This is a genomic window from Blastococcus sp. SYSU DS0616 (genome assembly GCF_054051015.1).
In genome coordinates, this window is sequence record NZ_JBJHAJ010000016.1 from 22,730 (window position 1) to 38,819 (window position 16,090).

The following is a 16,090-nucleotide window of genomic DNA, read 5'->3' on the forward strand; positions in this document are numbered from 1 at the left end:
GCACGATCGCCGACGACATGTCGACTCGTCGACGAGCCGACGTGTCGGCACCGGCTGGGCCCTCCGCCCAGGAGCCGCTGGGGCCGTCGCCCCCGCACGGTCGGCCGTCACCGTGCGCCGGGGTGAGCTCCGGTGCCCGCGACGCGTTCCCGCGGGAACGTGTCAGGCACGTCGGGCCGTCATCCCCCGGGAAGACACCCGAGGGAAAGGATCGCACCGCCATGGCCGGACGACGGATCCGCGCGGGGCTCGTGACAACCGTCCGCGTCGCGATCGGGCATCGACGCCGGTCGGTGGCGGCCCAGCGGCCTGCGGTCCGGCCCGTGCGGCGCTTCCTCGGCGCGGCAGCCGCGGCCCTGGCACTGGCGCTGCTGGCCGGCTGCACGGGCTCGCCGGGCGCGGAGTCCGGTAGCGCGGACGGCGGTGCCGGCGGGGGCGCGGTCGCTCCCGTGCCCGCGATCCCGGGGGATCTCGGAAGTGCGCCGGACGACCCGCTCGAGACCGATGGCGACCGGCAGATGGTGACCACTGCCAGCGCCTCCGTGGCGGTCGAGGACCCGGCCGAGGGTGCCCAGCAGGTGAGCGAGCTGGTCGAGTCCGTCGGCGGGCGGATCGAGGAGCGCACCGAGCAGACGGCGTCGGGGGACGGCACTCGAGGGGCCGTCGCCGAGCTCGTGGTGCGGGTGCCGGCGTCCGAGCTCACCGGTGTGCTGGCCGAGCTCGAGGACCTCGGCGACGTCGCGAACGTGTCGGTGTCCCACTCCGACGTCACGACGACGGTGGTCGACCTGGACGCGCGGATCGCGGCGCTGCAGACCTCCGTGGCGCGGCTGCAGACGCTGATGGAGGGGGCGGCCGACACCGAGGCCCTGCTGGCCGCCGAGAAGGCCCTCTCCGACCGGCAGGAGCAGCTGGAGTCGCTGCTGTCGCGGCGCGCGCTGCTGGCCGACCGGGTGGAGCTGTCGACGCTGCGCGTGCACCTGGAGCCGTTCGGCGTGGCGCCGCCCGGTGGGCCCGACGGCTTCCTCGGCGGGCTGGGCACCGGGTGGCGGGCCCTGGCGTCGACCGCCGGTTCGGTCGCCGTCGTCCTCGGGGTCGTCCTGCCGTGGGTGGCCGTCGCCGCGCTGGTGGCCGGTGCGGTCCTCGTGCCGGTCCGCCGAGCGCGGCGGCGAGCGCCCGCGGCGGCCCCGCCCCCGGCGACGCCACCCCCGGCCCCGCCCACCACGCCGCAGGGCTGATGGGTTCTCCTGCCGAGAGGAAGGACGGGTCAGCCCGTTCCGGTGATCAGCGCGAGCAGCCCGGACTCGTCGAGCAGGTCGACAGGCCGGATCGTCTCCTTGGCGGCCACGTGGTGGAAGCCGGCGCTCACCCGTTCGACCGGCACCCCGGTCAGCCGCGACCAGCCCAGCCGGTAGGCGGCCAGCTGGACACCGGCGGCGGCCAGCTCGCCGCCCGAGGGCGGTGGACCGGTCTTCCAGTCGATGACCTCGTAGCCGCCGTCCTCGCCCTGGAACACCGCGTCGATCCGGCCCCGCAGCGTGATCGGCCCCAACGGCGTCTCGAACGGCACCTCCACCTCGACGGGCTGGCGATCGGCCCACTCGCTGGCGAGGAAGGCCTCGCGCAGCTCGTCCAGGGCGTCGTCGGGCGCGGCGAGCTCGTCGCCGGAGCCGGGCAGCTCGTCGAGGTCGACCAGCCGCGCGGCGCCGAACCGCTCCTCCAGCCAGGCGTGGAAGGCGGTGCCGCGGCGGGCCTGAGGAGCGGGCGCCGCCGGCATCGGGCGGCGCAGCCGGCGGGCCAGCTCGGCCGGGTTGCGGCGGAGGGTGACCAGCGCCGACACCGACAGGTGGGAGGGCAGCGGGACGTCGACGGTCGGGCTCTCCTGCCGCGCCCGCTCGCGCAGCAGCAGGTCGGCGTCGCGCACCCACTGCCCGACGAGCTCGTCCTCCCCGCCGAGCGACCGCTCGGGTTCCAGCGGGTGCGGCGCGGCGCCCTCGACCAGCTGCGCGGCGGCGGTGAGCGCCCGCCGGCGCGGCTCGGAGAGCGGGTCGGCCGGCCAGACACCGACCGGCCACTCCTCCAACGCGGGGTTGGTCGCGCCGTCCTCGGGCGCCGGGGCCCAGTGGACGACGGTGCCGGCGCCGGCCTCGCACGCCTCCTTGGCGGTGTGCAGCAGGGACGACGGCCCGCACGGCTTCACGCCGTCACGCCACCAGCTGCCCGAGCACAGCAGCAGCCGCTTCGCCCGGGTGACGGCGACGTAGCCGAGCCGGATCTCCTCGTCCCGGCCGAAGTCCTTCCAGTCCTGGACGTACTCCTCCAGGGCGTCCCGGACCACCGCCTGGTCACCGGAGCCGGGCACCGGCAGGCGCAGCCGGGGCAGCTCCTCCCGGTCGGTGAGCCGGAGGTCGACCGGGACCGCGCCCGGGTCCTTGATCCAGGAGTCGCTGGCGTTGGTGCGCGCCGGGAACTGGTCGGCGGTCATGCCGGGCACGGCGACGACGTCCCACTCCAGCCCCTTGGCCGAGTGCCCGGTGAGCAGCTGCACCGCCTCCGGGTTGACCGCCACCTCCCCGGGCTCCAGGCCGCGTTCCCGCTCCTCCGCGTCGCGCAGGTAGCCCAGGAACGCCGGCAGCGAGGGCAGCTCGGCCAGCTCGGTGAACTCCGCCGCGACACCGTGCAGCGCATCCAGGTGGGCGCGGGCCCCGGCGGGGCTGATCCCCGGCGCGCTGGCCAGCTCGGTCTCCAGGCCCAGGGTGCGGGCCACCTCGTCGACCAGGTCGGGCAGCGACTCCCCGATCCGGCCGCGCAGGTGGGCGAGCTCGGCACCCAGCCGGCGCAGCCGCCGGTAGCCCGCGGGCGAGTACTGCGCGGCGTCGCCGAGGTCGTCGAGCGCCTCGACGATGCTGCCGCGCTCCTGCGGCACCTCGACCGCCCCGGCCTCCGCGCCCTCGGCCGGGCGGGCCGGCCGGCGCGCGTGCACGAGCGCGCGGGCGCGGGCCTCGAGGGCGGCGAGGTCGCGGGGGCCGATCCGCCAGCGGGCACCGGTGAGCAGCCGGCCCATCGCGTCACCCGCCGTCGGGTCGACCAGCACGGTGAGGGTGGCGACGACGTCGGATACCTCCGGCACCTCCAGCAGGCCGCCCAGCCCCACGACCTCGACCGGCAGTCCGCGCTCGCGCAGGGCCGCCGCGATGCCGGGCAGCTGCTTGCGGGTGCGCACCAGCACGGCCATCGACGGCGGGCGGTCCTGCCCGTCCTTCGCCGGGACGGCGGGGTCCGCGCCGTCCCAGCAGGCGGCCAGCCGGTCGGCCAGGGCCGCGGTCTCCTCGGCGACGGTCTCGTACAGCCCGACGGTGACCGAGCCGCGGCCGGCGGTGGGCGCCGGGGCGAGGTCGGGCAGTGGCTGGGCCGGTTCGGGCAGCATCGCCGACACGGCGTTGGCCACCGCCAGCACCGCCTCGTCGTTGCGCCAGCTGGTGGCCAGCGTCAACCGCTGCGCGGCGCGGCCCGGACGCCCGGGGAAGGTGCGGGCGAAGCGCTCGATGGTGCCGGCCGAGGCCCCGCGCCACCCGTAGATGGACTGCCGGGGATCACCGACGGCGAGCACCGGGTGGCCGCTCGCCCCGCCGAAGAGCGCCTCCAGCATGCGCAGCTGCCCGACGCTGGTGTCCTGGTACTCGTCGAGGAGCACCACCTTCCAGCGGGCGCGCTCGCGCCGGCCGACCTCGGGCGCGGCGACGGCGATGCGCGCGGCGTGGGCCACCTGGTCGGCGTAGTCGATGGAGCCCAGGGCACGCTTGCGCGCCTCGAACGCCTCGACCAGCGGCAGCAGCGCCACGCGGGCCTTCTGCCGGGCGAGCATCTCGGCGACCGCGGCGTAGGGCCCCTTCTTCCTCGGGGCGTCCGCGTAGCCGGCGATCTGCGCCTCCAGCCGCGCCGTCCAGGTGCGCAGGGCCGCGGGGGTCACGTCGTGCTCGCCCATCTCCGCGGCCAGCGCCAGCACGTCCTCGACGGTGGTGAGCAGGGTGAGCGGGACGTCGGCCATGTCGCCGGTCCAGGCCGCGACGACGGTGGCCGCCTGCCCCCAGCACATCGCCGGGCCGAGCACCCCGGCGCCGGGCTCCACCCCGATCCGCAGGCCGTGCTCGGCGACCAGCGCGGCGGCGTAACCGTGGTAGGTCGAGACCGTGGGCTGCGCGATCGCCAGCCGTTCGCGCAGGTCGTCCTCGGTCTCCGGGTGGCGGGCCAGCGCACCCAGGCGCAGCCGGATGCGCTCGTTGAGTTCGCTGGCGGCCTTGCGGGTGAAGGTGAGGCCGAGGATCGCCTCGGGCTCGACGATCCGGTTGGCCACCAGGTAGGAGACCCGCGCGGCCATCGTCTCGGTCTTGCCCGACCCGGCCCCGGCGACGACCACCAGCGGCCGGTCCGCGGGCGCGGAGACGACGCCGGCCTGCTCGTCGGACGGGGCGTAGGACAGCCCGCAGCGCGCCGCCACCTCCGCGGGCGTGAGCAGCCGGCGGGGCGCGGGTTCCGCTGCGGGGACCTCCGCCAGCAGGTCCTCGAAGGACAGTTGAAGGACCCCGTCCTCCTCCCCGCTCGCAGGCTCGCGGCGAGCCTCTGGACGGGGCCGCTCATGCCTCGGGGTCACCCGGTCACCTGCCGGCCGGGCTCCTGCAGCGGGCAGCTGCGCCGCGCCGGGCAGCGCGAGCAGTGCGAACCGGTGCGCACCTCGAAGGTCGCCCCTCCCATACCGGCGCCCACCTCCGCGACGAGCTCCCCGGCCCACGTGCCCTCGAGGGGCACGTCGGCGGGCAGCGGCTCCTGGTGCTGTTCCTTGGCCTTGGCGCCGGTGCCGACCTGGAGCAGGGCGGCGCCGCCGGAGACGGTGCCGTGCCCCTCGAAGGCCCCGGCCGCGACCGCCACCTGGTAGGCCGCGAGCTGTCCGTGCTCCTCGGTGTTCTTCGCCGCGCTCTTCCCGGTCTTCAGGTCGACGACCACGAGCCGCCCCTCGGCGTCGCGCTCGAGCCGGTCGACCTGGCCGCGGATGCGGGCCCGCCCCACGACCACGTCGAAGTCGACCTCCGCGCCGACCAGCTCCCGCGGGTTGGCGGCGTGCCAGCGCAGGAAGCGGTCGAGCATGTCGTGGGCGTGCACCCGCTGCCGCTGGTCGGCCCAGCCGGGCCCGAGGTCGAGCTGGTCGAGCTCGGCGTCGAGCACGGTGCGCGCGTCGGGCGCGGGCAGCCCCTCGGCCACCTGCTGGGCCACGGCGTGGACGGCCGAGCCCACGGTGCGGGTGGCGTCGGGCGAGGCCTCGGCGCCGACCGCGCCGAGCACCCACCGCAGGGGGCAGCGCTGGAACGTCTCGATCGCCGACGGGCGCACCCGCACCGGCAGCTCCTCGTCGACGAGCGGCGCGTCGTCCGAGAGCGGTGCGAGCCCCCACCAGCGGGCTGGTGCCGCACCGGGCACGCCCTCGTCGGCGAGCCGGCGCAGCAGCGCCGCCGCGGCGGAGCGCCGGGCCGGCGGGGTGTGCGGGTCGGTGACCGCCCGGCGCAGCTCGGCGACGAGCGCGGGCAGGGTGAGCGCCCGGGGCAGCTCGGTGAGCGGACGCCCGTCGGGCGGCGGCGGGGACACCAGGTCGAGGAACCGGGACGCCGACGCACCGGCGTCGGCCCCGTCGAGGGCGCCCTCGACGGCGGTCACCACCAGCCGTCGCCGGGCCCGGGTGCAGGCGACATAGAACAGCCGCCGCTCCTCGGCCAGGGCCAGGGCGCGCCGGTCGGTCGAGGCGCCGTCGATGCCGGCCGCCATCTCCACCAGCAGCTCGGCGCCCAGCAGCGACGCGCGCTCCCGCAGGTCCGGCCACAGTCCCTCCTGCACCCCCGAGACGCAGACCAGGTCCCACTCCAGGCCCTTGGCGGCGTGGGCGGTGAGCAGCCGGACCGTCTCGCCGGCGACCGCCCGCGCGGCGCCGGTGTCGCCGGGGAGCTCCTGCGCGGAGAGGTGCTCGACGAACGCCCGCACGTCGGCGGACGGCAGCCGGTCGACGAAGCCGGCGGCGGCGTCGAACAGGGCCACGACCGCGTCGAGGTCGCGGTCGGCCACCGCCCCCGACGGGCCGCCGGCGGCGCTGGCCCGTGCCCAGCGCGTCGCCAGGCCGCTGCGCTGCCACATGGCCCACAGCACGTCCTCCGCGGTGCCGTCCTGGGCGAGCGCGAACCGGCCGGCGTCCAGCACGGCCGCCACCCGGATCGCCGGACGGGCGACGTGCTCGGGCAGCGCCTCCAGCAGCGCCGCGTCGGTGAGCGCGGCAGCGAGCGGGGCGCCGCGCTCCGCGGCGTCCAGCCCCTGCTTGGCCAGCGCGGTGCGCACGGCCCGGCGGAGCCGCCGCAGGTCCAGCACGGTGGCCCCGCCCAGGGGCGAGGACAGCAGCGCCTCGGCGCCCGGTTCGTCCAGACCGGCGGGCTCCCCGTCCGGGCCGGGCAGCAGCGCCGCCAGCACCCGCAGGAACGGGGCGACGGCGGGCTGGGCGGCCAGCGGGAGCTCGTCGGTGGAGACGGCGACCGGCACCCCGGCCGAGGCCAGGGCGCGCCGGAACGGCCCGAGCACCGCCGCGGTGCGCACGACGACGGCCATCTCCGACCACGGGATGCCGTCGAGCAGGTGCGCGCGGCGCAGCACGTCGGAGACGTAGGCGGCCTCGACCGCGGCCGAGCCGAACACGTGCACCTCCGCCTCGCCCGGCGGGATTCCCTCCCCCGCGGCCAGCCGGCGGTGCTCCCAGGGACCGGGCAGCCCCTCGGCCACCTGGCGGCTGATCCGCAGCAGCTCCGCGCCCGATCGGCGGCAGACTCCCAGCGACACCCGCCCGGCGGCGCGCCCGCCGGAGTGCCGGAACCGCTCGGTGAACTCCACGATGCCCCGCGGCTCGGCGCCGCGGAACGCGTAGATGGACTGGTCGGGGTCACCGACGGCGACCAGGTTCCCCCCGCCCCCGGCGAGCAGCTCCAGTAGCTCGACCTGCGCCGGGTCGGTGTCCTGGTACTCGTCGACGAACAGCCAGCGGGCGCGCTCGCGCTCCTGGCGGAGCAGCTCGGGGTCACCGGTCAGCTCGAGGATCGCCTGCCGGACCAGCTCCGCGGGGTCGTAGCCGGAGGCGTCGCCCCGGGACGCCACCCAGAAGTCGCTGACGTTCTCGTACTGCTGCTGGAACGCGGCCGCGTGCACCCAGTGCTCGCGGCCGGTCTCCCGGCCCCAGGCGGCCAGGCGCTCGGCGTCGACCCCCCGCTCGGTCGCCCGCAGCAGCAGCTCCCGCAACTCCGCCCGGAAGCCCTCGGTGCCCAGCGCGGGGGCGAGGTCGTCGGGCCACCGGACGGTGCCCTCACCCTCGGCGTCACCCCGCAGCAGCTCGGCGACGACGGCGTCCTGCTCGGCGGAGGTGAGCAGCCGGGGCGGCGGATCCCCCCGCAGCACGGCGGCGCGCCGGAGCACGCCGTAGGCGTAGGAGTGGAAGGTGCGCGCCAGCGGCTCGCGGATGGTGCGGGCGACCCGGGAGGTGATCCGGGTGCGCAGCTCGGCGGCGGCCTTGCGGCTGAAGGTCAGGACGAGGATCTGCTCGGGGTCGACGCCGGCGTCGATGCGCGTCGCGACGGCCTCGACGATCGTCGTCGTCTTGCCCGTGCCGGGGCCGGCGAGCACCAGCAGCGGCCCGCCCGGGTGGTCGACGACGGCCTGCTGGGTGGGATCGAGCAGCGGCGCGGTGGAGCGCGGCGGCTCCCCCGGCAGCAACCGGTAGACCGGACCGCCCTCACCCCCGCGCTGTGCCACTCCTCGATGGAAGCACGGGGGTACGACGATCCGGGGACGGGCGGGGTGGATGGAGCGGGTGGGTCAGGCCAGGGAGTCCAGCAACGACTGCTCGAGCATCAGGTCGGCCGCGGTGGTCAGCCAGCCGGCCACCAGGAGCAGCGGGAATGCCTGCTCCCGGTCCAGCGACGCGGTTCCGGCGACCAGTCCGGCCTGGGCCACTGCCCTGCACGCCATGGTGTTCATGTCCATGTCGTCGGCAGCCGGGGACCGGAACTGGAGTCATCCGCCGGTGAGGTTCCACGGTTCGGCGGCGATCCGGTCGGCCTCCGACCGGGAGAGGGTTCCCACGGCCACCAGCCGGTCGAGCACGTGGGCCTGCCGGGCGGCCGCGCGCTCGGGGTACACGAAGGGGTCGTAGGCGCTGGGACCCTGCACCAGCCCGACGAGCACGGTGGCCTGCGCCCAGTCGAGCTCGTCGGGGGCCAGCCCGAAGTAGCCCTCGGCCGCCGCCTGCACCCCGTAGAACCCGTGGCCGAAGTACACGGCGTCCAGGTACATGCGGAGGATCTGGTCGTCGGTCCAGGTCTGGTCGAGCTTGACGGCCAGCACCAGCGATCGCGCCCTGGCCGGCGTGTCCGTGGCGCCGTCCTCGTAGAGCACCCGGGCCAGCTGGTGCTGCAGGGTCGAGCCGCCCAGGTCGCGCCCGACGACCAGCCCGAGCGGCGCCCGCAGCGCGCCGCGCCAGTCGATCCCGGGGTGCGAGCCGAACCGGCTGTCCTCGGTGGCCAGCAGCGCGTCGGCGATGCGCGGTGGCACCTCCCCGGTCGTCGGAGTGCCGCCGTGCTCCGCCAGCCGTTCGGCCACCCGCTCCTGGGCGTCGACCACGTCGGGGGTCACCGCCCAGCCGACGGCGAACGCCGCGCAGAGCAGGACGAGCACGCCGGCCACCAGGCGGACGCAGGCCCGCCGGATGCGGGCGCCGCGGGACCGCACGGGTCGGGACCGCGCCGGAGCGGGCGGAAGGGGCTGCTGCCGGGCCGGGGACGTCACCGGGTCAGCTCACCGTGCGGCCCGGTCGGCGCGCATCGCCCCGGAGGGCGACCCGGCACCGGTCCGCGATCATCCCGAGGGAGGACACCGCCGGCTCCCCGGTCGGGCCAGCCGACGGCCGCCAGGTCCACCTTCCCGTTGCGCACCGGAACCCCCTCGCCGGCCAGCAGCTCCAGCTGGCGGGCGCGCACCGGCTCGGCGGCCGAGCCGTCGGCGCGCACCACGCGGTACCAAGGCACTGCGCCCCCGCCGGAGCTCAGCGCCCGCGCCACCCTGCGCGGCCCGACGCCCACCAGCCGGCCGATGGCGCCGTAGGTGCTCACCCGCCCGGGCGGGATCCGCTCCACCTCGTCGAAGACGGCCTCGTCGACGTCGAGCGCGGCATCGGTCACGCGCCCATCGTGGTACGCCGGGCGGCGGGTCAGAAGTCCTTTCGCCCGAAGCGGGCCAGCAGCCTGGTCTGCGGCGGCGCCGCCGGGGAGACGTCCAGCGGCGGGTCGAACAGCCCGGGCACCCCGTCCTCGGGGAGACGTTCGGCGTAGACCAGCGCGGCGGTCACCAGCTCGCCGTCCAGCTCGGTGTCGCCGCCCGTGGCCCGGGCGAGGTCCCAGGCGTGCACGGTCAGATCGGTGGTCATCTCGAAGATGTACTCGGTGGTCGGCGTCGGGCCCCGCGACAGGTGCACGGTGCGGACGAGGCCCTCGTCCTCGGCGAACGCCGACAGCGCGCCGTCGGCCGCGGACTCCCAGCCCAGCAGCGGATCGTCGCCCAGGAGGTCGGTGGTGTCGTCGGGGAACCGGCCCTCGATCACGTCGTAGGGCTCACCGGCGAGCAGCGGGGGCACCCACAGCGCCTCGTTCACCAGGTGCGCCACCAGGTCGGCGACCGTCCACCCGGGCAGCGACTCGTCCTCCCACTGGTCCGGCGCCACGGCGTCGACCCGGTCGGTGAACTGGTTCTGGGCGCGTTGGAAGAGCTCCAGGAGCTCCACGGGCGAGAAGTCGGCCATGGCGCCAGTCCAACATGCCGAGGGCCCGGCCCGCCTCCCCTGGTGGGAAGCGGACCGGGCCCCGGTGAGCTGCTGGAACGGCCCCGTGGTGAGGGCCTGGAACGGCCCCCTCGCAGGGTCCCGGCCCGAGCGGAGCGAGGGTCGGGGGCGAGGGCGGCCTCGTCCCAGGGCCCCGCGGCGCGCGAAGCGTGTCGCGGGGCCCTGGGACAGGGTCCTCTCAGTAGGTGGGCAGCGCCTTGTCGATGCGGGTGGCCCACGCCGTCACGCCGCCCTGGACGTGCACGGCGTCCTTGAAGCCGGCGTTCTTGACCGCGGCGAGCGCCTCGGCCGAGCGCACGCCGGTCTTGCAGTGCAGCACGATCGGCTTGTCCTGCGGCAGCTGCGCCAGGGCACGGCCGGAGAGGATCTCGTCCTTGGGGATCAGCGTGGCGCCGGGGATCGAGACGATCTCGTACTCGTTGGGCTCCCGGACGTCGATCAGCTCGAACTCCTTGCCGGCGTCCATCATGTCCTTGAGCTCGTCGACGGTGATCGTCGAACCCGCGGCAGCCTCCTGGGCCTCCTCGGAGACGACGCCGCAGAACGCCTCGTAGTCGATGAGCTCCGTGATCGGCTCGCCCTCGGGGTCCTTGCGGACCTTGATCTCGCGGAAGGTCATCTCCAGGGCGTCGTAGACCATGAGCCGGCCGAGCAGCGTCTCGCCGATGCCGGTGATGAGCTTGACCGCCTCGGTCGCCTGGATCGCGCCGATGGTCGCGCACAGCACGCCGAGCACGCCACCCTCGGCGCAGCTGGGGACCATGCCGGGCGGCGGCGGCACGGGGTAGAGGTCGCGGTAGTTGGGGCCGTGCTCGTTCCAGAAGACCGAGACCTGGCCGTCGAACCGGTAGATCGAGCCCCACACGTAGGGCTTGTTCAGCAGCACGCACGCGTCGTTGACCAGGTAGCGCGTGGCGAAGTTGTCGGTGCCGTCGACGATCAGGTCGTACTGGCCGAAGATGTCGAGGACGTTGTCGCTGTCCAGCCGCGTCTCGTGCAGCCGGACGTCGATCAGCGGGTTGATCTCCTTGATGGAGTCCCGCGCGCTCTCGGCCTTCGACCGCCCGACGTCGGACTGCCCGTGGATGATCTGACGCTGCAGGTTGGACTCGTCGACGGTGTCGAACTCGACGATGCCGAGCGTGCCGACTCCGGCCGCGGCCAGGTACATCAGCACCGGCGAGCCCAGACCCCCGGCACCCACGGCCAGGACCTTGGCGTTCTTCAGGCGCTTCTGACCGTCCATGCCGACGTCGGGGATGATCAGGTGGCGGCTGTAGCGGCGGACCTCGTCGATCGACAGGTCGGCGGCCGGCTCCACCAGCGGTGGCAGGGACACGCTTGCTCCTTCACGTCGCGGACACGGCCCCACGGGCCGGTAGTCGTTGGCGACAACAGCGTGGCACGCGCCCCTAATCCCACCGACCCCGGAGGTCCCTGCCGACGCACCCGGCCGGTCGGCACCGGGGCCCGGCCCGGGCGCGGCGGACCGCGATCAGCGGCGCGTGCGGACCCGCTGCGCCGCTCCGCGGCCCGCGGCGAGGGCGACGCCGAGGCGATGGCGGAGGGGATCGGGCAGCCGCCGGGCGGCGGCCCGGGCCGCCGCCGCCAGCGACGTCCGAGCCGACGGCGGCTGCGCGATGTGCACCACGAGGTCCCCGTGGGTGCCGTACCCCAGCACCGGCTCGTGCCAGGAGGTGCCGTCGAAGGTGACCATCCACCACGGCCCGGAGTGGTCGCCCACCGGGACCACCATGGGGTGGGGGATGTTCGAGCCGTAGGGCGCCCGCAACGCCCCGATCCGCCGGAGGCCGAGGTCGTACACCGGGTACGCCGCGGCATCCCGGTCGCTGGCCAGCACGTACCAGGAGCGCCCGAGCCGCTGCAGGATCGTGCCCTCCGCCTGCTCGAGTGCGTCGTCGGACCCGACCCGCTCCAGGCCCGTGACGGGCTCGGCGGCGGTCGTGGTGGCCAGCGCCGGGCGGAAGACGTAGCGCGGGGGCCCGAACGACGGGCACTCGGTGAAGGCCAGGTACCAGCGGTCACCCACACGGGCCAGCGAGGGATCCCAAGCGCTCACCTCGGTGGGCAGGGCCAACCGTTCGGTGCGGAGCACGTGCACCCCCCGGAGCAGGTCGGTGCCGGTGACGGTTGCATGCCGGACGTGGACGCCACGCTCGGGTGTGTGGTCGCCCCACGAGGAGACGAACACCAGGTACCGGTCGGACTCCTCCTCCCACACGATGGCGCCGGCGTGGTCACCGAGGAGCAGACCGTCCCGCTCGGAGAACACCGCGCCCACCTGGGTCAGCCGGGAGGGGTCGGCGAGGTCGAGGGTCCACACCCCCCAGTGCGCGTGCTCGAAGAAGCCCAGACCCGCGTTGGTGGCGGTGAGGTAGAGCTGCCCGTCGCGTACGACCGGGCGGCCGTCGGGGCGCCGGACCACCTGGGGATCCCGGAGCCCCACGGCCCCGGAGTAACCGGCGGCCAGCCGGGCCAGCACCGTCCCCTCCGGGCCGCGGACTCCTGCGGCGTACTGCAGCGCGCCCAGCACCTGCGGGTCCCGGAGGTCGGTCGTGCGGACGATCTCGTCGCGCAGGCTGAGCACGGGACGCCAGCCGTCGTCGGCGGCCACCAGCACGGTCACCCGGTTCTCGTTGACCACGCAGGCCAGCCGGAAGGGGGCGGCCAGCGTCACCGGCGCCGTCCCGACCACGACCGGCCCGTCGGGTCCCTCGACCTCCAGCACGACCGCGCCGTCGGCGTCGCGGTACCCGGCGAACACGCCCCCCGGGCCGGCGAGCCCGCACACCACCGTTCCGCCGTCAGCCATCCGCGCGACGTCCAGGACGACGGCGCAGAAGGGCGCCCGCGGACCCGGACCCGGCCCCAGCCTGAGAAGCGTCCCGGCCGGCGCATCGAGCCCGTCGGTCAGGTCGTGCTCGACCAGCGGCGACAACGGCTCGTCCGGGCGGTGCCGCACCCGCTCCTCGAACGTCCGCAGCATCGGGTCGTGCGCCCACCGACTCGGCCACCGAGGGACCGACCGGCTCGCCCCCCGGCCACGTGCACCCGGCGTCACGGGAAGGGCCAGGCGTTCGGGACGCACCCCTGCAGCCCGAGGGTCTGCTGCTGCATCACCGGGGCGAGCTGCCCGGGCCCGGGGCACTGCACGTGCCCGTTCCCGAGCACGTGCCCGACCTCGTGGTTGACCACGTACCGCCGGTAGGTGGCGATGTCGCCCCCGTAGTGCGGGACGGCGGTCGCCCACCGGGCGAGGTTGATCACCGCGCGGTCGCCGTACCGGCAGGAGGTGTAACCGCCGGTGCCCACGCCCGGGCAGTAGGTCTCCATGCTGCCGGGGCTGACCAGGCTCACCCGGAAGTCGAACGCCGCGCCCTCGCCCACCCGCTGGAAGGAGTAGCGCCCACCGTTGCCCCAGGACCGCGGGTCGCCGAGCGTCTCCGTGACGGCGTCCGCGAACGCCGCGCCGTCCACGCCGATGCCGTCCTCCACCTCGACGATGAACCGCTGCAGCGGGCCGGTGCCGTACACCTCCGAGCCGCCGCCGACCAGCGAGACGCTGCCCGCCCCCTGCTGCACGTACTCCTCCGCAACCGCTTCCGGCGGGGCGGTCTCCGACGGGCCGGCATCCCCCTCGGCGGGGGCCACCGGCTCGGCCGGTGGGGAGGGCGCCGGGGCGGAGGTCTCGACCGCCGGGGCCGAGGTGGCCACCGCGGCGGGGGCGGCGGGCGTCGCGCCCGGAGGGTGCAGCGCGAGGTCGACGAGGACGGCGACCGTGGCGAGCGCCAGGAAGGGGATCGCGTAGGCCCGCCAGCCGTGGCGCCGCACGAACCGGCGCAGCCGACCCCGGGGGCCGACGGTCGGCCGCGGCCGACCGCGGGCGGGGGGCGGGCCGGGACGGGCCACGGGTCGGCCGTCGGTCAGACGTCCTCCCACCGGTCGCCTCCCCGCTCGCTCGCTCCGTCCCCCGGTGCGTTCAGCGTCTCACGCTGCGTGGCGCGTCGGCGACAGCCGGCGGGTCCGCCACGCCCGGCCCCGTGGTTCGGCCCTCCACCATCCCGAGCACCGCCCGCGCCGTCGGCTCCGCGGCCTCCAGCATGGCCACGTGCCCGACGTCGTCGAGGAGCAGGAGCCGACCGTCCGGCACGGTCGCGGCCAGGCGCGGCGCGAGGGCGGGATCGACCAGCCGGTCGCGCCCGCCCCAGATCACCAGGACCGGCATCCGCAGCCCCCGGGCCGTCCGCCAGGCGTTGGCCGGGCCGAGCCTCAGGTAGGAGGTGATCAGCCCGCGCATGCTCCGGGCCAGGGCCCGGTCCGCCCAGGGCTGCTGGGCCCGTTCGTGCATCTCCTGGACCGCCTGCTCCACGCGCTCGGGCGGCACGGCATGCGGGTTCCCGAAGCACATCCGCACCATCGACCGGACGCTCTCCTCCGGGGAGACGGCGGCCAGCCGGCGCTCCGCGAGGGTCGGCACGCCGGGGACGAGCAGGAGCAGCAGCGCCCGGCTGAACGCCGACGGCACCCGGTAGACGGGCATGGCCGGGGAGACCAGCGTCAGCGTCGCCACGAGGTCGGGGCGCAGCGCGGCGACGAGCAGGCTCACCAGGCCGCCGAGGGAGTTGCCCACCAGGTGCACCGGATCCCCGGCGCCCGCGCCCGGCTGGGCCGCGACGTGCTCGAGGACGTCGACGACGGCGCGCACGTGGCTGCGGATGGAGTACCGCCCGCGCGCCGGGGGCCGTGACCGGCCGAACCCGGGCAGGTCCACCGCCCAGCCGTCGAACCGCACCGCGAGCAGGGCCGCGAGGTCGGTCCAGTTCGTGGAGGCGCCGCCCAGACCGTGGACGTACAGCGCCCGCTCCCGGGGCGCGCCCGCCGGCGGCCCGTCCCCGACGGGACCCCGCCACGGCGTGCGCCGCACGAACACCGCCCCGCCGCGTACCGGCACCTCCTCGCCCGGCCACGGCGGCACCGCGACCTCCAGCGCCGGTAGCGGGGTGGTGGAGAGCGGGGCCTCGGACATCACCGGCGACGGTAACGCTGAGTGCCGTCTGTCGATCACTCCGGCAGCCCGCCGGTACCATCCCCCTCGCCATGCAGCCCTCACGCCCCGCCGCGGCCAACCGGCGCACGTCCCGACTGCCGCGCGGCGCGCGCCGTCTCCAGCTGCTGCGCGCGGCCCAGGAGGTCTTCGTCGCCCACGGCTTCCACGCGGCGGCCATGGACGACATCGCCGTCCGGGCCGGAGTCAGCAAGCCGGTGCTCTACCAGCACTTCCCGGGCAAGCGGGAGCTCTACCTGGCGCTGCTGGAGGAGCACGTCTCCGAGCTGGCCGACCGCGTGGGCGAGGCGATGGGCCGCACCGCCGACAACCGGGCCCGGGTCGACGCCGCCGTCGGCGCCTACTTCGACTTCATCGACGCCGACGGCGAGGCCTTCCGCCTGGTCTTCGAGTCCGACCTGCGCAACGACGACGACGTCCGCGCCGTCGTCGACCGCGGTACGGCGGTGTGCGTCGAGGCCATCGCGGGCGTCATCGCCGCCGACACCGGAGCCGACCCGGAGCGTGCGCTGCTGCTGGCCTCGGGGCTGTCGGGGCTGGCCGAGAGCAGCGCCCGCTGGTGGCTACCGCGGAAGGGCACCGTCTCCCGCGACGAGGCGGTCTCGCTGATGTCCGCGCTGGCCTGGCGGGGCATCTCCGGCTTCCCCCGCGTCGACGGCGAGCCGGCCCAGGGCTGAGCGGCGGCGTTCGCTGACGGCGCACGGGTTCGGACGGTGCCCGCGACGACGGCTGGACTAGCGTTGGCCTCAGTCGCGCGAACCGAGGAGGCATCGCCCACGTGGAAGTCAAGATCGGCGTCCAGCACTCGCCCCGGGAGCTGGTCATCGACAGCCCCAAGACCCCTGATGAGATCGCGGCCGAGGTGGCCAAGGCCATGTCGGGCTCGACGAAGGACGGCCTGCTCACCCTGGTCGACGAGCGGGGGCGCCAGGTCCTGGTCCCCGTCGACCGGATCGCCTACGTGGAGATCGCGCAGGCCGACCAGCGCCGCGTGGGCTTCATCGCCGGTACCGGCAGCTGACCGCAGCCGGCCACGAGCAGCACCTGAGCGAAGGGGGCGTCTCCGCTGCGGCGGAGCCGCCCCCTTCTGCGTG

General features: G+C 75.9%; 13 protein-coding genes. 3 read left to right on the forward strand and 10 right to left on the reverse strand.

Annotated elements, in window-relative coordinates:
* Positions 1 to 221 precede the first annotated feature (221 nt).
* Entirely contained in the window at positions 222 to 1,238 is a 1,017-nt protein-coding gene (locus tag ACI79K_RS13170; RefSeq protein ID WP_456599914.1) for a DUF4349 domain-containing protein, read from the forward strand.
* 29 nt (positions 1,239 to 1,267) lie between these two features.
* Here ACI79K_RS13170 and ACI79K_RS13175 read toward each other — a convergent pair whose 3' ends face one another.
* The 10 genes from ACI79K_RS13175 to ACI79K_RS13220 form a co-directional block, all read right to left on the reverse strand.
* On the reverse strand, positions 1,268 to 4,651 hold the full coding sequence (locus ACI79K_RS13175; RefSeq protein ID WP_456599915.1) for an ATP-dependent helicase: 3,384 nt from the start codon (positions 4,649 to 4,651) through the stop codon (positions 1,268 to 1,270).
* Positions 4,648 to 7,830: an ATP-dependent helicase gene (locus tag ACI79K_RS13180; protein ID WP_456589893.1), complete on the reverse strand. Its 3,183-nt coding sequence runs from the start codon at positions 7,828 to 7,830 to the stop codon at positions 4,648 to 4,650. The genes ACI79K_RS13175 and ACI79K_RS13180 overlap by 4 nt, the downstream gene beginning before the upstream one ends.
* A gap of 63 nt (positions 7,831 to 7,893) precedes the next feature.
* Entirely contained in the window at positions 7,894 to 8,055 is a 162-nt protein-coding gene (locus ACI79K_RS13185; protein WP_456589894.1) for a hypothetical protein, read from the reverse strand.
* A 36-nt stretch (positions 8,056 to 8,091) separates the two neighbouring features.
* Complete coding sequence (locus tag ACI79K_RS13190) at positions 8,092 to 8,805, reverse strand: transglycosylase domain-containing protein (RefSeq protein WP_456599916.1); 714 nt, start codon at positions 8,803 to 8,805, stop codon at positions 8,092 to 8,094.
* Positions 8,806 to 8,858: 53 nt separating this feature from the next.
* Positions 8,859 to 9,254, reverse strand: coding sequence for an MGMT family protein (locus ACI79K_RS13195; RefSeq protein WP_456599917.1), 396 nt, complete (start codon positions 9,252 to 9,254; stop codon positions 8,859 to 8,861).
* Positions 9,255 to 9,283: 29 nt separating this feature from the next.
* Positions 9,284 to 9,871, reverse strand: coding sequence for a TIGR03086 family metal-binding protein (locus ACI79K_RS13200; protein ID WP_456599918.1), 588 nt, complete (start codon positions 9,869 to 9,871; stop codon positions 9,284 to 9,286).
* A gap of 217 nt (positions 9,872 to 10,088) precedes the next feature.
* Positions 10,089 to 11,249, reverse strand: coding sequence for an adenylyltransferase/sulfurtransferase MoeZ (gene moeZ, locus ACI79K_RS13205; protein ID WP_456589898.1), 1,161 nt, complete (start codon positions 11,247 to 11,249; stop codon positions 10,089 to 10,091).
* A gap of 156 nt (positions 11,250 to 11,405) precedes the next feature.
* Positions 11,406 to 12,917 carry a hypothetical protein gene (locus ACI79K_RS13210; RefSeq protein ID WP_456599919.1) on the reverse strand — a complete coding sequence of 504 codons (1,512 nt, stop codon included), beginning with the start codon at positions 12,915 to 12,917 and terminating at the stop codon, positions 11,406 to 11,408.
* A gap of 71 nt (positions 12,918 to 12,988) precedes the next feature.
* On the reverse strand, positions 12,989 to 13,870 hold the full coding sequence (locus tag ACI79K_RS13215) for a DUF3152 domain-containing protein (protein ID WP_456599920.1): 882 nt from the start codon (positions 13,868 to 13,870) through the stop codon (positions 12,989 to 12,991).
* Between the two features lie 40 nt (positions 13,871 to 13,910).
* Positions 13,911 to 14,957 (reverse strand): alpha/beta fold hydrolase, encoded by a 1,047-nt coding sequence (locus ACI79K_RS13220; RefSeq protein ID WP_456599921.1) that lies wholly within the window; start codon positions 14,955 to 14,957, stop codon positions 13,911 to 13,913.
* Positions 14,958 to 15,028: 71 nt separating this feature from the next.
* Here ACI79K_RS13220 and ACI79K_RS13225 point away from each other — a divergent pair, with 71 nt between their 5' ends.
* Together ACI79K_RS13225 and ACI79K_RS13230 are read left to right on the forward strand one after the other, a co-directional pair.
* Complete coding sequence (locus tag ACI79K_RS13225) at positions 15,029 to 15,673, forward strand: TetR/AcrR family transcriptional regulator (RefSeq protein WP_456589902.1); 645 nt, start codon at positions 15,029 to 15,031, stop codon at positions 15,671 to 15,673.
* Positions 15,674 to 15,774: 101 nt separating this feature from the next.
* Complete coding sequence (locus ACI79K_RS13230) at positions 15,775 to 16,017, forward strand: DUF3107 domain-containing protein (protein WP_346619940.1); 243 nt, start codon at positions 15,775 to 15,777, stop codon at positions 16,015 to 16,017.
* Positions 16,018 to 16,090: the final 73 nt, after the last annotated feature.